Source organism: Paenibacillus sp. JMULE4 (genome assembly GCF_013337105.1).
GTDB classification, from domain to species: domain Bacteria; phylum Bacillota; class Bacilli; order Paenibacillales; family NBRC-103111; genus Paenibacillus_G; species Paenibacillus_G naphthalenovorans.
Genome location: NZ_SGWF01000020.1, coordinates 155,446 through 176,033, shown reverse-complemented (window position 1 = coordinate 176,033; position 20,588 = coordinate 155,446). Strand labels below are relative to the sequence as shown.

Here is a 20,588-nt window from a genome sequence, read left to right as displayed (position 1 = left end):
CCTAGATTTGTTTGGCATTCACCTTATCTACGTTCCCGACTTCATTCTGATCATTGACGTCGGGATCCACGTAAATATTTTTCATGGTTGCAGTGGGCGGTGCATGATCGCCGTATGAGGAATTTTCGCCTGTTGTTTTGGAATTGGCGGTATGGCTGTTGTGAAACGACTCTCCAATGTTGACGGAACCATTGTTGGAGATGCTGTTGATTTTCATGGAGAAAATATTAATAACCGTAGACAATGCCCCCCTCCCCTGCCCGACCGTATTCTTTAACATTATATGCGGGAGTTGGCCCAGAGATTAAGATTTTTTCAAGAACGTGAAGGCGTTTAACTGATGCAGCGGAAGCTCTTGAAAAATCAGTTGTAATTTAAAAGAAATTATTTTAGAATCATAATGTCTTTGCTTTTGCCAACGTTGGCAAAAATATTTTGTAGCGTATCCACTCAATGGGTTTAGGAGGAAGCAGCATGAATATCGCATTATGCCATTTTCGCGCAGGAGAAACCGATGGCGTCTCCTTAGAAATGGAGAAATGGAAGAAGGTCCTTGAGGAATTGGGACATCGTGTCTATTTATTGGCAGGTAGTTTAGGGGAAGAAGAAGGGATCGTGATCGAAGAACTGCACTATCAGCATCCGGTGAATAACCGATTCGTGGCTAACGCTTACGAACAGCTTACGGATTATCCCGATGCCGAAGCTTTCCGGGATGATGTACTGGCCTTCGCTGCCAGGATTGAAGAAGCGCTTTGCAGGATCATCGATGAATACGAGCTCGATGTGATCGTTCCCAATAACATTTGGTCGTTGGGATGGGGGTTGCCCGCGGGACTCGCGTTCGCGGAAGTTGCACGCAAAAAAAACATCGCTTGTGTAGCGCACAATCACGATTTTCATTGGGAACGCATCAAATACAGCCGTCCTACAAACCGCTATGTCAGTGGCTGGTTGACGGAGTACTTCCCTCCGAAGCTCGCGAATGTCAAGCAGGTGGTGATTAATAAAATTGCCCAGCAGGAGCTGCTTCGGCGGACGGGGCAGCAATCAACCGTCGTTCCGAACGTGTTCGACTTCTCGGCTCCGGCTTGGACGATTGACGATTATAACGGCGATTTCCGCCAAGTTATCGGCGTGAAGGAGAACGACATTCTTTTGCTGCAGGCTACGCGTATTGCCGAACGAAAGGCGATCGAGCTGGCCATTGATCTGGCGGCGGAAATCGGTAAGCCTGAGAACCTGAAGCGGCTCAAGGAGCGGCCGTTATATGACGGCCGAATCATGGGTGAGGACGGTGAAATTGTGCTGGTGCTGGCGGGGCTTCAAGAGGCTTCCCCCAAATACATCGAGGGGTTGAACCGGCGGGCTGCGGCGCAGAACGTCAAGCTGCTTTACGTCAATGAATGGATCGAAGCGACTCGTGTCACCAAAGACGGCAAAAAAATATATTCCTTATGGGATGCCTATGTCCATGCGGATTTCGTCACTTATCCGAGTGTGCTGGAAGGCTGGGGAAATCAGTTTTTGGAAGGATTGTACGCCAAAAAACCGATGGCCGTATATGAATACCCGGTATTTGGCACGGATATTAAACCTTACGGCTTCCATATCGTTTCTCTTGGAAATGAGCATCGGGTCGACGCGGAGGGATTGGTTCATATTGACGGAGAACTCATGGCAAAGGCTGGTCAGGAAGTCATTAGATATTTGCTGGATGGGGAGTTCCGCAGCGCTTGTATGGAGCACAACTTCGAACTGGGAAAGGAACATTTGTCCTACGAGGCTCTGAAAAAAATGCTGGCATCATTATTTTAAACGCGATCCAACCTCCTGGTATTGACACCCTGTCGGAAAACGGATACAATAATTATGCCAACGATGGCAATAATGAAACGGTCTGAAGGAATAGGGAATGCACATGAAAACGCAAACAATCAAAGATGTAGCTAGGTTGGCCGGAGTTTCGATCCGAACCGTTTCCCGGGTGATCAACGATGATCCGAATGTAAAAGCCGAGACTCGAGAGAGGATTCTCAAAGTGGTGGCTGAGACGGGGTTTAAAGCAAATCTGCTGGCCAAAAGCCTTAGAGAGAAAAAAACGAACACCTTGATTGCTTTTGTAGATCAGCACCGGGGCCGCTTTTGGGGTGCATTTCATAACAAAATTTTGCATGAAATGATGAAGGAAGCGCATCGACTGGGATATCGGATGGTGATTTCCTCTTCTTCTGCCGACAGCTACGAGGACAATGAGAACGACGGATTTTATTTGCTGAAGCACGGAATGGCCGACGGCGCGGTGATGTTCGATATGATCGAAAATGACCGGCGCGTTGAATATTTACGGGAAAAGCAGATTCCGTTTGTTATTCTGGGTAAAGACCTTGATCATTATGATACCTCGTATGTGGATCTTGATAATGTGGCCGCAGGGTACCTGGCGGCGCAGTACTTGTATTCCAAGCAGCGCAGCCGCATGCTGTTTCTGCTTGGCAATCCAAACTACATTGTCAACAAGGATCGATCGGAGGGGATCCGCCGCTTTTTCGCAGACCGTCATGTGTCCGCAGACCGGTGGAGCATTCTATACGACGTATCCGACATTGGATCGGCTTATCTCCGTACCAAGGAGGCTCTTGGGTCGCCTCAGCGGCCGGATGCTATTTTTATTTCAGGGGATGAAAGAGCAATCGGGGTATACCGTGCGATTTACGAGCGTGGACTTCGGATACCGGAGGATGTAGCGGTATTGGGTATTGATAAGCTCGACATGGGCGAGTATTACCACCCGCCGATTACGACGATTGACCAGTCGATTCCATCTATGGCCCAATCCGCGCTGCAGGTGCTGACCAAGCAATTGGACACGGGTGCCAGAGCCGGAACTCGGGTACTCATTTCGCCGACGATTTGTGAAAGGCAGTCGATCTAATTTTTTTCGCTAAAAATGCCAACGTTAGCAATTATGCATACGTAGGATTTTTATATCAAGAAATGATTGAGGGAGGTTCTTACCTAACATGAAAAAGTGGCCAAGAGCATTGTTCGCGGGTATGATGGCGGTATCTCTTACCGCTTGTGGAGCTGCGCAGGAAAATAACGGGTCCGCCGGGGAAAAGGCATCGGAGCCGGGCAAGACGACTTCCATCCGGATGCAAATCACATGGGCGAGCGATTCCCCGCGGGGGAAAGCGATCCGTGAGATTGTGGACGAATTCGAAAAGAAAAATCCGGATGTCAAAGTAGAATTGCTGGGAAGCGCCCAGAACGGCCAGAAGCTGCTGACGCAAATCCTCAGCGGGGATGCGCCGGAAGTGATGCAAATTCCTTACCGTGATGTGCGCGGACTGGCGCCGCAGGGAGCTTATGTCGACCTGTCCGAAGAATTCAATAGTGAAAAAGACAATTACTATGAGCAGCTCTGGGAATTAGGTACATGGGATGGCAAGCTATACGGCTACCCATGGCTTGGACATTCCGTACAGCTGGTATATAACAAAACGCTCTTTGATAAGGCCGGCATCCAGCATCCGCCGACCACATGGGAAGAGCTGTATGAAACGGCCAAGAAATTGACGATCGATACCAATGGAGACGGCAAGCCGGATCAATTCGGCCTTGGTCTCGTGGGCAAGCAAGTGTACGATATCACCTGGATGGTCAACATGTTTATGAACCAGGCTGGAGCCAAGATTGTAAAAGAAGACGGCAAAGGCGGTTATCAGGTTGGATTGAACTCTCCGGAAGGCAAGCAGGCGCTGGAGTTCTACACCAAGCTTGTTAAAGAGGTGACGCCTCCGGATACGGTAAACAAAGACGGCGGCGCGGTGATGGCGGATTTCCGCAACCAAGTGGTAGCCATGCAGTTCCAGGGGCCATGGGGAGTGTCGGATGCCTGGAAGGCGACCAACAAGTTCGAAGTGGCAGCGGCTGAAGTGCCGGCCGGACCTGCAGGCAAAGCGGCGGATATCGGACCGAACATGCTGTGCATTCCATCCGGCGTTGAAGGCGACAAATTGAATGCTGCGATCAGGCTGATCAAATTCCTGGGCTCCAAGGAAGGACAAGAATTGGTCATGAAGGGTGAAAAATCCGATGACGGCAACTTCTATCCGTACCGCGTGCCTATTCGTAAAGACCTTGCAGACATGCCATACTTCAAGGAGCATCCGGAATTCCTCGTCTTTATCAAAGGGTTAGAGTATCCAAGTATCTCCACTCCTGTACCGCAGTGGTCTCAAGTGGAAGCCGAAGTCTATCAAAGCGTTCTGAACCAAGTGGTTTCCGGTTCCATGTCTGCGGAGCAAGGCTTGAAAATACTTGAAGAAAAAGGGAATGCCATTTTGAAGCAAAACTAATATCCGGGTAAAAAACAGAGCACCTAACCCAGGTGCTCTGCTTGTTGGGAGGCAAATTATGAAGAAAAAATCCGCAGCGTGATCGGTGATTGGACCAGCTATGTGTTCATTTTGCCCTCGGTCATCATACTCGGACTTTTCTTGGTTTATCCGGTCGTCTGGTCGTTTGTCGCCAGCTTTAAGGATATCAAGCCCATAGCGCTAAGAAATTCGGGTTTATTCGAAATCCCGGGCGCATTCGTCGGACTGGAGCAATACGCCAGAGTGCTGCAAAACGAACTATTTCTGAAAGCCATCTTCAATACGATTTATTTCGGCGTCATTTTCATCCCCATTACGATGTTTGCTTCCGCAGGCCTTGCGCTTCTGCTGAATCAAAAGCTTAAAGGGGTGAACCTGGTTCGTACGATCTTTTTTGTTCCTTATATTTTATCCGTTGTAAGCGCAAGCTTGATCTTTATGTTTTTGTTCAACGGCGATCGCGGTTTGATCAATGCGCTCCTGAATTTGTTTGGTGTTACCGGTCCCAACTGGCTTGCGAGCTCCGTGTGGGCCATGCCGGTCATTGCCATCATGACTGTTTGGAAGAAAGTCGGCTATTTCATGCTCATTTATCTTGCGGGTTTGCAGAACATTCCCAAGGATTTGTATGAAGCCGCCGATGTGGATGGGGTTACTCCCTTTCAGAAGCTGAGGCTGATCACATGGCCGCTGCTCGGCCGGATTTCGCTTGTCGTATTTATACTCTTGCTCATTGATTCATTGAACGTATTCCAGGAAATTTATATTATGACCGGCGGAGGTCCTGCCGATTCCACTACGACGGTACCGTTCCTTATCTTTAATGAGGCGTTCAAATATTACCGTATCGGAACATCGGCTGCGATGTCGTACATTTTATTCTTCTTAGTCGTCATTATTACCATCATTCAGAAAAAACTAGTGGATAAACGGTTAGGATAGGGGGAGGAAACGATGAACAAAAAATGGATTCCAACGATTGTCCTTTGGGCCATAGGCTTGGTCTTTTTCCTGCCGCTGTACTGGCTTTTTGCTTCCAGCTTGAAAAGCGATTTGGAAATCACCCGGTTTCCTCCAACCTTTTGGCCGCATACGCTGGAATGGAGCAACTACCCGAAAATTTGGGAAGCGCTAAAGTTTAGTACTACATTTACAAATTCGATTATTGTATCGGTGAGCTGCACCGCCTTGGTAGTGGTTTTTTCCAGCATGGCCGGCTATGCCTTCTCCAAGAAGCAATTCATGGGCAAAAACGCTCTGTTTATTCTTCTGATCGCCACGATGACCGTGCCGCCGACCGTGCTGCTGCTGCCGATTTACTTTATCATCACCAAAATAGGGTTATACGATAGTCTGGCCAGCTTGATCCTGCCGTTCGGGGTCACCGTGTTCGGTATTTTCTTCACCAAGCAGTATATCGACGATGTTCCGACGGAAATGCTCGAAGCGGCAAGGATCGACGGCAGCGGGGAATTCCGCCTGTTTTTCCAGATCGTCCTTCCGCTCATTAAACCGGCGATCACGACGTTAACCATTATCGAGTTTGTGCATAACTGGAATTCCTTTACGATGCCGCTTGTCCTGCTGCAAAGCGAAGACAAGTTCACGATTCCGCTCCGGCTCGCGCTCTTGGCTCAGGAGAATATCGCCATTCCGTGGTCAAGGATTCTGGCGGCGAATGTGCTTTCGCTGATTCCGGTGCTGATCTTGTTCCTGAGCGTGCAGAAGCAGTTTGTGAAAGGGCTTATGGCGGGGGCCGTGAAGGGGTAAGTTCAATGAAAAGCGGGGAGAAACCATTGAATACAATTCAAGCCAAACAATTGGGCGATATTTTCTACTTAATGACTTATGTGAAGGGCAGCCTGCGCAATGCTTATTCAGGCGGGGAGCGGATCGGCTTTCGCTTTAATCTGGACAACCCGCCGTTGGCGCTCGGCGGTGTGGCGATCGACTTTAAACTGCTGCTGGACGGCAGCGAGGTCGATCCTTCTCTGGTTTGGATCCGGCAGGGATATCAGGGACGGAACGCGGGAACCATCTCCGAGACAAGACCGTATACGTTTGAAGTCGGCGCTCCGACGGAGTGGACCGTTCTGCTGCCGGGAGGCTTGGCCCCGGGCGAGCATTCGATCGTCATTGTGACGGAGCAGTATGCCTTCGGCAAAATTTATTCCCGATTCACGATTCAAGACGAGGTATCGGATATCCAGGAGCCGTGCTTGACGTCGACCGGCCCCTTCCATCGTCCGCTCGCCTTATCCAATGATGCATCGTTCGCCGTGATCAACTGGGCCGGAGATTTGTCCGCCGATTGGAACTGGTGGGGCCTGGTCACCGATAACGGAGGCTTGTACAGTCCGCCGGCAAGATACATCCGGCATCTGAAATGGGAACTTGCGGAGAGGGGAGCAGCCGGGTCGTATCCTCTCGTCCGTTATACGGATAGAGCGGACCATCTGCCGGGAAGGCTGGAAGCATACAGCCGTTTCGGCCCATTGACGGTTCAACGGAAAGTATTTATGTCGGTGGATGACGCTGCGGTGTTCACCCGGTTTATCTTATCTAACGACGGGGACGAAGCGGGAGAGGTTGAACTGATCGGAAATACGGAAGCGATGCTGGTACCGTATGGCCTGCTTGGAGTGAAAGCCAAGCAATTCAAGTTCAGGGCAACGCCAAGAAGCATTGTGATGGAGAACCCGCAACTGCCTTATGTCGGTGTCATCGCCTGTGACGCGGATATGACAGCTTCTTTCGGCACCTCCTATGAAGGCGCGGATCCCGGCTTTCATTTCCGGATTCCGGTAAAAGTCGAGCCTCATGCTTCCGTGACCGTTACGGTTGTGCTGTCCGGGGATCCGGAAAGCAAAGAACGGGCTGTGCATATCGCTTCCCGGTCGCTGCAAAACGCCGAAGAACAATTCGCTCAAGCGGTTTCCTCTCATCGTGAATACCTGGAGAACACTATCGCCGTTAGAACAGGGGATGCGGAGCTGGACCAGGCGTTTGACTTTGCCAAGCTGGCGCTGAAAAATCTTAAATTCAATCACCCCGAGATCGGTGCAGGCATTTGCGCCGGCTTCCCCCGGTTTCCCAATTATTGGAGCAGGGATTCGGCTTGGACGGCATTCGCCTATCTTGCGATCGGGGATATGGAATTCGTCAAGGAAGTGCTTCTGAACTTCATTTCTCTACAGTTGGAAGAGGATCGTCCGGGAGCATTCGCCGGGGATATGCCGACGGTCATCAGCGGACCGGGCTTTATGCATCAGACTTCCTGGGGAGGGTCCGCAGAAGGGGTGCTGCTCCAGACGATATTATTCCGCGAGTATGTTTATGCCGCTCAGGATACGGAATTCGCCAAAGCCCATTTTTCCAGTATTCAAAAATCGATGGCTTGGGCGCAGCGGTGTGACCGTGACGGAGACGGCTTCCTGGAGCACGGTATTGTCGGCGATGTCTCCACGTCGCAGGCCTTCACCATTCCGGATACGCAGTGGATGGATCATATCGACCGCAGAAAGAGCAGCAACGATGTGCAGGGATTGTATTGGCACGCGCTGCGTGCGGCGGCCGATGTAGCCGGGCTGGTCGGGGAGCCGGAGTTTGCCCGCGAATGGAGCAGGAAGGCGGACATCGTAGAGCGTAAATATGAGGAGGAGTTTTGGTTTGAGGACGGCGGTTATTATTACGACCGGCTGCTGGAAGACGGAACGCCGGACCCGACGCTGCGTCCCAATTATGCTGTCAATCTCATGTTCTCTACGCTGGCCAATTCTGAGAGGGTGAAGTCTTCCCTGGAACGATTGGAATCCGAGGAGATGACCACGCCTTTTGGCCTTCGCACCCGCAGCAGCAAGGATGAAGGGAAGGGGTACGATCCGTCCAGCTATCAGGAAGGGGCGGTCTGGAATTTGACCACGGGCTGGACAGCCATGGCCGAATTCAAAGCCGGGCGTGCGGAACAAGGCGTCGCCTTCTTGCGCATGATCGCTTCCCGGATTTTGGATGAGATGGGAATGGCGGCGGAGCTGTACCGCGCCAATAAGCCGGAGCCTCTCAACGGCTGCTTCCTGCAGGCTTGGTCTATAGGAATGTATGTTTGGGGATTCGTGCGTTACCATCAGGAAATCAAGCGTTTGACGAAATAGATTGGGTTTGGGAAAAAGCATGCGGCCGGTCTGAAACCGGGATCAGCCGTATGCTTTTTATTTATATCAAAGAGCCTTTCGGAACTAATCCAACTGCTTCCACTTTCGCTCAAGCAGAGGAGGAACATAGCTTTCCATGAGATGGATCAGCTCCGCAGGTTCACTGGAGTTCAGAATCAGCCGGAGATGCGATGTATTGGAGAAACCTTCGCTGATGCTGTGATGAATCAGATTCATGAAGGGATCAAAATAGTTTCTGATATTGAGAATGCCGACGGGTTTTCGATGGATGCCGATTTGTGACCAGCACAAGGCCTCGAAAAGCTCTTCATATGTTCCGAACCCGCCGGGCAGAGCAATAAATCCATCCGCAAGCTCCGCCATTTGAGCTTTGCGCTCATGCATATTTTCAACTTCTATGAACCGGGTAAGCTCCCGGTGTACCATTTCCCCGTTAAACAATCCTCTGGGCATGATCCCGATCACTTCGCCTCCGCCCTTCAGAACGGCGTTGGCGATTTCACCCATTAAGCCGATCCTGGATCCGCCGTAAATTAATCGAATCTTTTTTGAGCCATAACCTGTCCAAGCTCGGCCGCTTTCATTGGATAGTCGCGATGCTCTCCCGCATTGGATCCGGCAAAAACACAGATTGATTTCATATGGTCCACCCCACACTATATGTAGATGATATTCATTGTATAATATACTATATTTGGAGAATAGAAAATATGCTCAAGACCATGAGAGGGCATATTTCACGCTTAGCCGATATATTCTGCGGGCCGTTCTGCATGTCTTGAAATTGGAAAACCGATTGCGTGAATGAAAACAATTGATTATTCTGAATAGGTGAGAGACCGATAGTTAACAATTTATAATTATGGGGCTTTCTGCCTGAACGGCGGGAGGAATGCTTTTGAAAGAGCTCTTACTGGTATTGTTCGAACGAATGGGAATGCTTCTGATCCTGATGTTTACATTGACACGTATCCCCCTGTTTCGAAATATATTGGATCGGGAGGTTGATGCCCGGACGGGAACGGTATTTGCCCTGCTGTTTGGTTTGATCGGGATTGCAGGGACGTATTCGGGTGCCATAGTGAGCCCGGAGGGAATCGATTCGACGTTCTGGGTGTCCGCTCTCGGCCCGGATGAGATCATGGCCCATTCCGCGCTCATCGGGGTAGTGCTGGCAGGATTGCTTGGTGGCGCTTACGTGGGCGCGGGCGCGGGATTTTTGACCGGTCTGCACTCCTTGCTGCTCGGGGGTCTTGCAGGTCCTTCGCATGCGGTTTCCACTCCTTTGATCGGGCTTCTGGCGGGGCTTATTGCCCGTTTTTTTTATGAAGAGAGGATCATCGCTCCCATCAAGGCCATGTTTATCGGGGTATTCGCCCCTATTTTGCAAATGGGCATTCTGTTGGTGTATACGACCTCCTCGGAAACGGCCATTGAGCTGGTCAATCGTGTCGGCGTTCCGATGGTGATCGCCAATAGTATCGGGATCGCCATTTTCGTCGCGATGATTCAGGTTGCGTTCAAAGAGGAAGAACGTGCGGCCGCGCATGAGACGCAGCGGGCATTAACGATTGCGGAAATGGTGCTTCCCCATCTGAAGGAAGGATTGACCTACACGACAGCAGAGGCTACCGCATCCATACTGATGCGTGAATTGCAAGCCGATGCGGTTGCCGTGACGGATACGCAGCGGATCCTTGCTCATGTGGGTGTCGGCACCTCCCGGCACGTTCCCGGGGAACCCTTGTTAACGGAATTGTCCAAACAGGCGATCCGAACCGGCAAAATTCAAATCGCCATGCACCGCGATCAAATTCAGCCTCATCATGAAGCTTTGGGCGCGGCTCTGATCGTACCGTTCAACCAATCGGGCCGGACGGCGGGATTGACCAAGATTTATTTCCGCAGCCCGAAACAGATTCGGAAAGTGGAGGTGGAGTTTGCGTACGGCTTCAGCAAGCTGATCTCCAGTCAACTGACGATCGCGTTGGCGGAGAAGCTGGAAGCGCTGATGAAGGATGCCGAGCTCAAAGCTTTGCAGGCGCAGATCAATCCGCATTTTCTGTTCAACACGTTGAATTCCATCGTGACGTTGATCCGGATCGATCCGGATCAGGCGCGCCATGTGACGGTGCAGTTGGGCCAGTTCATGCGCATGAGCCTGAAGATCACCCAATCGCTGCTCATTCCCCTTTATCAGGAAGTGGAGCATGTGAATGCTTATTTGGAGATCATTCGGGTTCGGTTCGCCGATCAGCTCAAAGTGGAGTGGAAAGTGGAACGGGGGCTGGAAATGGTGCCGATTCCGCCGTCGACGCTGCAGCCGCTCGTGGAAAACAGCATCCAGCACGGGCTGAAGAAGAGAACGAACGGCGGCTGGGTGCGAATCGCCATGGAACGCAAAGACAAGAACGTACGGATTGTTGTCGAGGACAACGGATCGGGGATTCGGGAGGATTTTCTGGATAAGCTGGGCACGACTCCGATGAGCGGGAGCGGGAGCACCGGTCTTGGCGTGCACAATGTAAATCAGCGTTTAATCAGCTTGCTCGGTCCCGACTCTGCGCTTTCGTTCGAGAACCGGGCGGAGGGCGGGGCGCGAGTAACGTTAGCCATACCTTATCCGAATGGGGAATGAAGGGAGACACCCAAATGAAACTTCGTGTCATGGTCGCCGAAGATGAACGGCTGGCAAGAGAAGAGCTCGTCTATTTGCTGTCGAAGGAGCCGGACATCGTAGTGCTCCCATCGGCCGCAAGCGGTGCTGAGGCCCTGGAGATTGCGCAAAAGCATAAACCGGACGCCGTCTTTCTGGACATCGAGATGCCTGAGATGAATGGCATTCAGGCGGCTTATCGTCTGCATGAGCTGGATCCCCGGCCGTTTATTGTCTTCACGACGGCTTATGATCAGTATGCGTTGGAAGCGTTTCAACTCGAGGCGGTGGATTATCTGCTCAAGCCCTATGATGAAGAGCGGTTTAGGCGGACGTTGGATCGCATCCGCGCGAGAAAGACGGAAGCCGGAGGCGGTTCGGAAGCCCATAAGCAGACGGAAGCGCCGACAGCCCCCGCTTTCAAAAGAAACAAGCTTTTGATCGATGACGGTGACCGGATGGTTGTGCTCGAGGCGGAGCTTTTTCTCTACGCGGTCAAGGAGGAGAAGGTAACTCATATCCATATGGCCGACGGTCGTTCCTATGCAACGAAGCAGACGCTGCAGGAGCTTGAGGAAAGGCTTGGCGCCACGTTCTTCCGGCCTCACCGGAGCTATCTGGTGAATCTGGATTATATTCAAGAGATCGAGCCTTGGTTTAACGGTGCGTACAATGCCATTCTCAAGGATGCCAAACGGACGAAGCTGCCGGTTTCCCGGATTGCGGCAAAAGATTTGATTCGGCTTTTGCAGGGGCAATAAGCATCATCCTAATGAACAGTCCGTTGAGGACTGTTTTTCTGCAATTAAGGAACGAATTTCGACGTTTCATACCGAAACCGAACTGCAATAAATAAGAGACGCTATAATAATTATAAAAGCGCTTACATTTTAAGCCGGCTGTGCCTGTATGCATCAGGTGAAGCCCATATTATGGAGGGATTCGCGTATGAAAAAGAACCAGTTGACTTACAGCGATATTGCCCATTCTGAGCTTTTCCGCAAGCTGATGGATAAGAAAAAACGATTTATTATTCCGATGACGCTCTTCTTTTGTGCATTTTATTTTACCCTTCCGTTTCTTACTGCTTTCTCCAATGTGTTGAATACACCTGCCGTCGGCTCGATTACTTGGGCGTGGGTCTTTGCTTTCGCTCAATTTATTATGACGTGGGTTCTGTGTTCCCTGTATTCCAAGAAATCCGTAACATTCGACGCGATTTGCGAAGAAATCAAAGATCAAATGCATGCTGAACAAAGAAAGGCGGGATAATCCATGAATACGGCCTTCCTTCTTTTTCTTGTGATCGTGCTCGGTACCCTTGTCATTACCTATTACGCTTCCAAAAAAACAAAAACGACCAGCGAATTTTATACCGCCGGCGGAGGATTGACCGGTTGGCAGAACGGGCTGGCCATTGCGGGCGACTATATGTCGGCGGCATCGTTTTTGGGTATCGCAGGAATGGTCGCATTGTTCGGCTTTGACGGATTTTTCTACAGCATCGGGTTCCTTGTCGCCTATCTTGTCGTATTGTATCTCGTAGCGGAACCGCTTCGAAATTTAGGCAAATATACTATGGCGGATATGATCGCCGCCCGTTTTGATCATAAGAAGATTCGCGGCGTGGCGGCAATCAATTCGATCGTGATTTCGATCTTCTACATGATCGCCCAACTGGTTGGCGCCGGGGGACTCATTGCCCTTCTTATCCCAAGTCTTGATTACACGACCTCCGTGCTCATCGTCGGCGTTCTCATGACCGTGTATGTTGTTTTCGGCGGCATGACGGCGACAAGTTGGGTGCAAATTATTAAATGTGTGCTGCTGATCGCCGGTACGTTTATTATTTCGCTCATTGTTTTTGCCAAATTCGATTTCAGCGTCGGGCATATGTTTGAGCAGATGCGGTCTGTAACTCCGCTGAAGGAAGCGTTCTTGAATCCTGGCAACAAATTTTCGAGCGGACTCGATACGATTTCCCTTAACCTTGCTCTTGTTCTTGGCACAGCCGGATTACCGCATATTCTGATCCGATTCTTCACGGTAAAAGACGCCCCCACGGCACGTAAATCGGTCGTTGTAGCCACTTGGATCATCGGCTTGTTCTACGTCATGACGGTGTTCCTCGGCTTCGGTGCAGCGGCATTCGTAGGCCATGATGCCATTGTAAGCGCTAACGCCGCCGGCAATATGGCTGCGCCTCTCCTTGCCAGAGTCCTTGGCGGAGAATTCCTGTTCGCCTTTGTATCGGCTGTAGCCTTTGCCACCATTCTGGCTGTTGTTGCGGGTCTTGTGCTTTCCGCCGCTTCCGCCTTCGCCCACGATTTCTATACCCATATTATTCGGCGAGGGAAGGCTCATGAAAAAGAGCAGATTAAAGCGGCGAAACTGGCTTCCGTCGGTGTGGCGATCATCTCGATCATCCTTGCTCTGTTTGCGCAGAAGCTGAATGTTGCGTTTCTTGTAGCCCTGGCTTTTGCCGTAGCCGCCAGCGCGAACCTGCCTGTTCTTTTGTTCACCGTATTCTGGAAAAGGTTTAATACGGCAGGAGCAATTACAGGTATGATTGTCGGCGTTCTCAGCGCGCTCATTCTTGTAGCGATCAGTCCTAACGTTTGGGATCCGGTAGCAGGGAAAGCGATTTTCGTCGGTACCCCGCTCATCTCCCTTACGAACCCGGGGATCATTTCCATTCCGCTCGGCTTCCTGGGGGCTTTCCTCGGAACCTTCCTGTCCTCGAAGCGGGATGATGTGAAGTATGACGAGATATTAGTCAAAGCGAACACGGGAATACAGGATTTGGCTCAGGCCAAATAAATGGATTAGCCGGCCCCGTCAGGCCGGCTTTTTGCATATCCGCCTAATGAAAGCCACGGCGAAGAAAGGGACATGGGCTCTTTTCCGGATGGGTTCTGTCTTAAACGCCATTAGCCATCCTCGCCGGGTTGAAAGTTTAGTTTTTCTTTGCGGGCCGTAGGATTTATAATAAAGGAACATTCGTCGTCTAAGGAGTGATTCTTATCAAAGCGTTCAAAGCATTGGTTGTGGAGCAATCGGGAAATGATGTAACAAGCGGCATCCGGGAGATGACGATAGAAGATTTGCCGTCAGGCGAGCTGCTGATCCAAGTCGTCTACTCCAGTGTCAACTATAAGGACGCATTGGCCTGCATCGCAAATGGAAACGTTGTCAAAACGTATCCATTTATTCCCGGTATCGATCTTGCAGGGATCGTGAAGTCAAGCACAGATGGTCGGTTTCAAGAGGGAGACGAAGTGCTGATTACGGGATATGAGCTGGGTGTGAGCCATTATGGCGGTTTTAGCGAATATGCCAGGGTATCGTCCCAATGGGCGGTTAAATTGCCGGAGGGACTTTCCATGAAAGAAGCGATGATATTCGGCACCGCGGGCTTCACGGCCGCTTTATCGGTGCAGGAATTACAAGATGGCGGCGTGAACGCTGACCAAGGTCCGATTCTGGTGACAGGAGCCACAGGCGGTGTAGGGAGTATGGCTGTAGCTATGCTTGCCAAACTGGGGTACGAAGTCGTGGCGAGCACAGGGAAAGCCGAACAGAAGGAGCATTTGATGAAATTGGGTGCCGCGCGGGTCATCTCGCGGGACGAACTGGTTCCTGAAAAAGTCCGGGCGTTGGACAAACAGCTCTGGGCCGGCGCCGTCGATTGTGTCGGCGGGAAATCGCTGTCGTATATTTAAGCAGCACGCGATATGGCGGGACGGTAGCCATTAGCGGTTTAACGGGAGGCGCAGAGCTGGCAACGACCGTATTTCCCTTTATTCTCCGCGGAATACGGCTGATAGGAATCGATTCCGTCATGGCTTCTATGGAAAAACGGGTCCGCATCTGGAACCGGTTGACTTCGGAATTGAAGCCCGCTATGTTGAACAGCATGTACACAGAAATCGCTTTGGAGCAAATTCCCGGCGTCGTTCAAAGTATTCTCAAAGGCCAGGCCCAAGGCAGAACACTGGTTAAGATATCCTCTTGTAAGGGTGCTTAATTATACATTCAATCATGGAAAGCGGTAATCGCAGAAGACGGAAGACGCCTTTGTGATGACTGCTTTTTTTGCGGCTAGATCTTTTAGGATCATAAATGTTTAAATGGATAATAATGAATACAATAAGAGATTCATTTCAAAACCTTGTAAGGTGCGTTCCGTAACCCATTTCCTGTCATTTAATCGAAGTCATTTTTACCCGATTCGTCACTTCTATATCGGTATCTGCAAAAGGGAAACAGGGCGTTGTGTAGAATTAATATGGCATGGTCATACACAAAAAAGAGTTCATCTGTTGACCTGTAGAAGATTGAAGAAGGTGCGAGAGGAAGATTTAAAAAATGAAGTCTGTCACAGTAAAAGATTTAGTGGACCGCTTCTCATTAGAAGTGCTGGTCGGGGAATCGCATATGCATCGAACGATACCCAAACCGAGGGCATATCGCCCGGGGCTTGAATTTGTCGGATATTTTGATTTCTTTTCTCATGCTCATGTACAAGTGTTGGGCAGAAAAGAAATCAATTATTTACATACGCTGAGTGAAGAGGAACGAAATCATCGCATCGGGAACATCGTGAAGTATCACCCGCCTTGTTTTGTAGTGACCCGAAATCAGGAAGGGCTGAAGTATTTGCTGAAATATTGCGAAGAAGAGGGGATTCCGCTGCTTCGCACGCACGAGCCTACATTCCGGTTTCTTGAACTGGTGGATGCGTACCTGGCGAAAGCGCTGGCGCCGCAAATTGCCGTCCATGGCGTTTGTGTCAATGTGTCCGGAATCGGTATATTGCTTCGCGGCAAATCCGGCGTCGGTAAAAGCGAAACCGCTCATACGCTGATTCGGCGCGGGCACCGGCTGGTAGCCGATGATATCGTCGTTTTGAAAAAAATTGGCCCGGAGACGATCCTTGGCACTCATGACGGCAAAACGCGGGAGCTTCTGGCCCTTCGCAGTATCGGGTTGATCAATGTTTCCCGTCTTTACGGAAGAAAAGCGTTCCAGGATGAGACACGCATTGTACTTGATATCGAATTGACGAAGTGGCAAGAGCATGCGTTGAATAATGAACTGGAGCTGGAGCCGAAGTACACCGAGTATATGGACATTCGAATTCCGCATATCGAAATTCAGCTTCAGCCGGGAAGAGATGTCGCGGGACTGGTGGAGGCGGCGGCCAATAACTGGTATCTTCGCCAGCAGGGCTACAGCGCCGCAGAAGATTTCATGAAACGGCTGGAAAAAGGGTAGGAAAATGGCGCGGACCAAAAAGAACAGCTTCCGATTGTCCCGGAAAGCTGTTCTTTTTTCTTACCTTTTATAGATGTTGACGAGGACCGGAAGCATCCTGGTGCCGCGAATCATAAAGGAAGAGCAAATCGGGCAGGAAGGCTCCTCCTCAAAGGAGAAATCGTCTCTCATCCAACAACCGCACTCTTCTTTGCTGCACGCCCAAACCGCAGTTTCCTCCTGTTGCAGAGGCTCAATGTCCCGTTTGGAAAAATACATGATGGTTCCTCCTTAGCGTCATAGAGTTGAACAGAAAAGAACTGCCCTGCAGGACAGTTCTTAATGAGGGAGTTCGGTGCAGAGATTTCATATGTGAAGTTACTGGATAGTCCCCGGTCCCCCGTTGCCTTTATTTATAATATGAGATATAAAGTCATTTTATATGCGAAAAATGAAAGAAAGCCGGACCGGCGTGTCTTATTGTAAACGCTGAAGCAAAAAGCCTAAAGAGCTACTTCTTGATCCAGGAGGTCAGCGTCTCCAGCGGTTCTTTATCGTCGCTGCTCCGGTTATACTGTTCCAGCAGCTTATCCAGCCTGCCCGTCTGATAACCGTAATCGTACATGGCTCCCGCTACAACGGACAATCGGAGCTTGCCTTCCCGATACTCTGAGCCGCATTCCAACAGCGTGTTCATGAACCGGTCGTTTTCCTCTTCGAACCGGGAGCCGTCAAGACTCTCGGGCTTCAATTTATCGTCGAATTTCAGCAGTACGTGCTCATGATATTTAATCAAACGTTCCAGGTGCTGGTCGAAGGCTTGATCGGTCTCCGGCGTCCGGGCAGCGGGGAAATAGTGCTCTTCCACCGCATCCAAAACTTCCATCCCTTTATGCAGAGTATACAGCATCTGCTTGTAAATGACCAGATTGCGTGTTTGGCTGTATTTTGCGCGCCGCAGCTTCTTCAGTTCTTCCTCAAAAAGCTGGTACTTGTCCGACAGCGATTTCATGGCTTTTTCCAGCTCTTGTTTCTCATCGCGGAACACATTCTCCTTGATTTCATCGGAGATCGCGGTTCTTAAAAGAAGCGACATTTTCGAAAATACGGATTGCATTTGATTCAGGAACTGCTCTCTGGGCTTGGGAGGGAAAAAGATGATATTGATCAGAGACGCCGAGCCGATCCCAATTAAAATGAGCAGGAACCGGTTGAGCGCGAAGTCCCAATGTCCCGAAGCCTCCATGACCGCAACGACGGTAACCAGGGTCAGCCCGATGCTTTCTTCCATTTTCATTTTTAAGCAAATCATGATGACCGCGATGCAGACAAGTCCGATGGCAATCGGTTCGCTGGAGAAGAACATGCCTGCCAGCAGGGCGAGCGCCGCCCCGAGCGTATTGGTTTGAAGCTGCTCCAATAAATGACGCCATGACCGGTAGATGGAGGGCTGCATGGCAAAAATAGCCGCTACCGCAGCAATCACCGGTGGCGTAATGTCAAATAAACCGCTAAGAAATAAAGACAGGGTAACGGCGATACCCGTTTTTAATACTCGAGCGCCAAAGGACACAGAAACCCCTCCAAGCAATGTTCTTCCAGATGTTGTCCATCACTGAAGCACGGGCCACCGAATCCTACTGACGAGGAGGCCATGCTCGTTACGATTATAATCCCATCGACATATCAAGACAAGATTGCCGTCCCTGGTGGGCGTCATCGGCAAGCCGCGGTGTAAAGCTGCAAACGGTCAGCGGAGCCGTTCACTTGTCATCGCCGTATGCGATGCATAGCATGTCCGGGCACAGGGAGCCTTATGCCGGCTTGTCGTGCTTTAGCGGGGAGAACGATCGCCGGTACAAAATATAAAACAAGCTGAGGGTTAAGCAGCTTCCAAAGAGAACGTCGGAAGCGTAATGAGCCCCGATCACGATCCGGCTGTAGGCGGTTAGGAAACCCCATCCAAGAGCGACGGTCAGAGCCGCGGTTCGCCAAAACTTCCGGTGCAGCGGGACGAAGAACATGAGGGATAACGGCACCCATCCATTAGCCGCATGCCCCGATGGAAACGACCGGTGTCCCTCGGCGCCTTGCGGAGCATACCATGCCATGAAGTTCGAATAATCGGGCAGTAAATCCCGGAACCGGATTCTTCCCCAAGACAGCTTAAGCGTATGGACAAGCAGCAGCTCGCCGATGATGAGCGCAAGGGTGATCCAGACGGCTTTCCGATGCTCCAGCAGCTTTTGCTGCGGGATGCGATGGAGCAGCAGTTGAACGGCGGCCATCGCCAGGCCGGCAATGAGCAGGATCATCAAGGATGAGAGAAAGGTAAGCTCTATGTTCATCCACCGATGAGCCGTTAAATAAGCGATTACACAGCCTGTCAGGATGGCGGCCGCCCCGCTGATGGCGGTCACTGTGAACCGGACCGCGGGAGAATACGTTCGCGCTGTACGGCATAAAAAATTCGTCCCTGCAAATAGAATGAGCAGTGCCGGGTGTTCGCCGAACGCCTCGAAAAAATAAGCCCAGCCTGATCGCGGATCGGCAAGCGACCGGGAAATCTCAAGATCGGCAAAAGCGAAGACCGCCGCGAGAAACGCCCAACCTATAAGAAACAAACCTATGTACAGAGTCTCTCTAGAGGCCATGGCTCCTCCTTGTTTCCATGATATCTCCCATCCATTGTACATGGACGGCCAGCCGGATGTATAGAGCGGCGAAAGACCCCCTCCAAGCCAATCTTCGAAGATTCTGCTATAATTAGCTCCAACTGTTACGTCTGCAAAGCCGCGGCTGAAGAAGACGTGAATTCCGAACATTCCCATCCGGAATCGTGAAAGGAGCGCACCATGCTGGGACTGGGCTACATCAAGCAGGTATACCAGGCTTGGATCGATTATCCGTGGAAGGAAGGCCTGCTGTTGGCGGACAGGTACGAAATCATTGAATTTCTCGGAGAAGGAAGCTATGGCTTGACTTATTTGTGCCAGGATACGGTCAGGGGCGACAAGGTTGTCGTAAAGCAGGCCAAGCCTAGTAAAGGAAAGCGGAGCAGGCATCTGCTCGAACGGGAGATGGCCATACTGGAACGGCTCCGTCATCCGAACATTCCGGGGTGCCGCGGGTCGTTTTGGCACAACAAGCACTTATGTATGGCTGTCGATTGGGTGGAGGGTCATACGGTGGAGGACCTTCTCTTTGAACAGAATCGCGGATTTTCCGAAAGGGAAAGTCTGGAGTGGATCGTTCGTTTGATGAGTATTGTCCGGTTTGTCCATGCTCAAGGCTATGTTCATCTGGATATCCGGATACCGAATGTGATGATCAGAAACGGCGAGCCCGTTTTGATCGATTTTGGTTTGGCGAGACGCGTTGGGGATGTGGACGGATCGGACACGGACATGAATGAACAATCGGGAATACGGAGAACGCCGGAGGTAAAGAGCGACTTGTACGCCGTCGGCCATTTCCTGCTTTTTATGCTGTATTTGTCTTATGAAGAGCGGCCCGGCCAGTTAGAGAAAGACTGGCAGGAGGAGCTCTCCCTTACGTCACATACCAGAAAAATAGTACGGCGGCTGCTGCAAATCGAACCGCCGTATGAAGATGCGTCATCGCTTATACGGGACTTGAAGCAAGCGCTCCGGACGTTATGAACTGGAGCGGTTTTTATTTTTGTAGTATTTATGCCCGTATGGGGAATGACCGTAGCCGGATCGGGACGGCGAAGAGGAATACTTGCGCGAATGACGGTATTTGTCCGAGCTGTTCCCATAGCGGTAGCCGCCGTGTTTAGGCTTGCGAAACGAATAAACCATTTTTCTCAGCAAATTTTTGAACATACCGGATCCCTCCCTTGGTTTGGTGGGTACTACGAAGAAGAATCCGGAAGGTTTCGCCCGTAACTCGGAGTAAGGAGAAATGTTGGCGATCTCCTAAGTCTTTTTTTGTCGTTTTTAAGGTTTTTTCTGCGACTAAAGCGCTATTTTAAGACTTTCATGTTTTTTTCATGTTAATTTAATGTTTGTTCTTTACAATATCTTAATATTGATTTCCGCTGTATAAAGAAGCGGGCTGATAGGAGAGTGAGAAACGATGCGTCCCTTGGCATCCAGA

The 20,588-nt window shown here is 50.7% G+C and carries 17 protein-coding genes and 2 pseudogenes; 13 read left to right on the top strand and 6 right to left on the bottom strand.

Annotation, left to right across the window (positions count from 1 at the left end; all coding sequences use genetic code 11):
* Position 1: 1 nt before the first annotated feature.
* Positions 2-280, bottom strand: coding sequence for a spore germination protein (locus tag EXW96_RS23645; protein ID WP_054818334.1), 279 nt, complete (start codon positions 278-280; stop codon positions 2-4).
* A gap of 194 nt (positions 281-474) precedes the next feature.
* Here EXW96_RS23645 and EXW96_RS23640 point away from each other — a divergent pair, with 194 nt between their 5' ends.
* The 6 genes from EXW96_RS23640 (at position 475) to EXW96_RS23615 (ending at position 8,533) form a co-directional block, all read left to right on the top strand.
* The gene (locus EXW96_RS23640; RefSeq protein ID WP_174351566.1) at positions 475-1,818 is read left to right on the top strand and encodes a glycosyltransferase family 4 protein; all 1,344 of its coding nucleotides are present in this window, start codon (positions 475-477) and stop codon (positions 1,816-1,818) included.
* A gap of 103 nt (positions 1,819-1,921) precedes the next feature.
* Positions 1,922-2,935 carry a LacI family DNA-binding transcriptional regulator gene (locus tag EXW96_RS23635; protein WP_174351565.1) on the top strand — a complete coding sequence of 338 codons (1,014 nt, stop codon included), beginning with the start codon at positions 1,922-1,924 and terminating at the stop codon, positions 2,933-2,935.
* Positions 2,936-3,023: 88 nt separating this feature from the next.
* Positions 3,024-4,361: an ABC transporter substrate-binding protein gene (locus tag EXW96_RS23630; protein ID WP_174351564.1), complete on the top strand. Its 1,338-nt coding sequence runs from the start codon at positions 3,024-3,026 to the stop codon at positions 4,359-4,361.
* Positions 4,362-4,439: 78 nt separating this feature from the next.
* On the top strand, positions 4,440-5,324 hold the full coding sequence (locus EXW96_RS23625; protein ID WP_174351563.1) for a carbohydrate ABC transporter permease: 885 nt from the start codon (positions 4,440-4,442) through the stop codon (positions 5,322-5,324).
* A 12-nt stretch (positions 5,325-5,336) separates the two neighbouring features.
* On the top strand, positions 5,337-6,152 hold the full coding sequence (locus EXW96_RS23620; protein ID WP_174351562.1) for a carbohydrate ABC transporter permease: 816 nt from the start codon (positions 5,337-5,339) through the stop codon (positions 6,150-6,152).
* A gap of 26 nt (positions 6,153-6,178) precedes the next feature.
* Complete coding sequence (locus EXW96_RS23615; protein WP_174351561.1) at positions 6,179-8,533, top strand: amylo-alpha-1,6-glucosidase; 2,355 nt, start codon at positions 6,179-6,181, stop codon at positions 8,531-8,533.
* Between the two features lie 84 nt (positions 8,534-8,617).
* Here EXW96_RS23615 and EXW96_RS23610 read toward each other — a convergent pair.
* Positions 8,618-9,195 (bottom strand): annotated as a pseudogene (locus tag EXW96_RS23610) (LOG family protein).
* 251 nt (positions 9,196-9,446) lie between these two features.
* Here EXW96_RS23610 and EXW96_RS23605 point away from each other — a divergent pair.
* The 6 genes and pseudogenes from EXW96_RS23605 (at position 9,447) to hprK (ending at position 16,487) form a co-directional block, all read left to right on the top strand.
* Positions 9,447-11,192: a LytS/YhcK type 5TM receptor domain-containing protein gene (locus tag EXW96_RS23605; RefSeq protein WP_254611538.1), complete on the top strand. Its 1,746-nt coding sequence runs from the start codon at positions 9,447-9,449 to the stop codon at positions 11,190-11,192.
* Between the two features lie 14 nt (positions 11,193-11,206).
* Entirely contained in the window at positions 11,207-11,971 is a 765-nt protein-coding gene (locus EXW96_RS23600) for a LytR/AlgR family response regulator transcription factor (RefSeq protein WP_062409996.1), read from the top strand.
* 187 nt (positions 11,972-12,158) lie between these two features.
* The gene (locus tag EXW96_RS23595) at positions 12,159-12,482 is read left to right on the top strand and encodes a DUF485 domain-containing protein (RefSeq protein ID WP_054818324.1); all 324 of its coding nucleotides are present in this window, start codon (positions 12,159-12,161) and stop codon (positions 12,480-12,482) included.
* A gap of 3 nt (positions 12,483-12,485) precedes the next feature.
* Positions 12,486-14,030, top strand: coding sequence for a solute symporter family protein (locus tag EXW96_RS23590; protein ID WP_174351559.1), 1,545 nt, complete (start codon positions 12,486-12,488; stop codon positions 14,028-14,030).
* Between the two features lie 203 nt (positions 14,031-14,233).
* Positions 14,234-15,237: pseudogene (locus EXW96_RS23585) on the top strand (acrylyl-CoA reductase family protein).
* A gap of 341 nt (positions 15,238-15,578) precedes the next feature.
* Positions 15,579-16,487 carry an HPr(Ser) kinase/phosphatase gene (hprK, locus tag EXW96_RS23580; protein WP_062409994.1) on the top strand — a complete coding sequence of 303 codons (909 nt, stop codon included), beginning with the start codon at positions 15,579-15,581 and terminating at the stop codon, positions 16,485-16,487.
* A 60-nt stretch (positions 16,488-16,547) separates the two neighbouring features.
* Here hprK and EXW96_RS23575 read toward each other — a convergent pair whose 3' ends face one another.
* The 3 genes from EXW96_RS23575 to EXW96_RS23565 all read right to left on the bottom strand — a co-directional run bounded on the left by EXW96_RS23575 (position 16,548) and on the right by EXW96_RS23565 (position 19,120).
* Entirely contained in the window at positions 16,548-16,745 is a 198-nt protein-coding gene (locus EXW96_RS23575) for a cold-shock protein (RefSeq protein WP_174351558.1), read from the bottom strand.
* 232 nt (positions 16,746-16,977) lie between these two features.
* Positions 16,978-18,039 (bottom strand): FUSC family protein, encoded by a 1,062-nt coding sequence (locus EXW96_RS23570; RefSeq protein WP_174351557.1) that lies wholly within the window; start codon positions 18,037-18,039, stop codon positions 16,978-16,980.
* 241 nt (positions 18,040-18,280) lie between these two features.
* Complete coding sequence (locus EXW96_RS23565; RefSeq protein ID WP_174351556.1) at positions 18,281-19,120, bottom strand: phosphatase PAP2 family protein; 840 nt, start codon at positions 19,118-19,120, stop codon at positions 18,281-18,283.
* A gap of 201 nt (positions 19,121-19,321) precedes the next feature.
* Here EXW96_RS23565 and EXW96_RS23560 point away from each other — a divergent pair, with 201 nt between their 5' ends.
* Positions 19,322-20,128, top strand: a complete 807-nt coding sequence (locus tag EXW96_RS23560; RefSeq protein ID WP_174351555.1) for a serine/threonine protein kinase — start codon at positions 19,322-19,324, stop codon at positions 20,126-20,128.
* Here EXW96_RS23560 and EXW96_RS23555 read toward each other — a convergent pair.
* Positions 20,123-20,314: a hypothetical protein gene (locus EXW96_RS23555; protein ID WP_062409990.1), complete on the bottom strand. Its 192-nt coding sequence runs from the start codon at positions 20,312-20,314 to the stop codon at positions 20,123-20,125. The genes EXW96_RS23560 and EXW96_RS23555 overlap by 6 nt on opposite strands.
* Positions 20,315-20,588 lie beyond the last annotated feature (274 nt).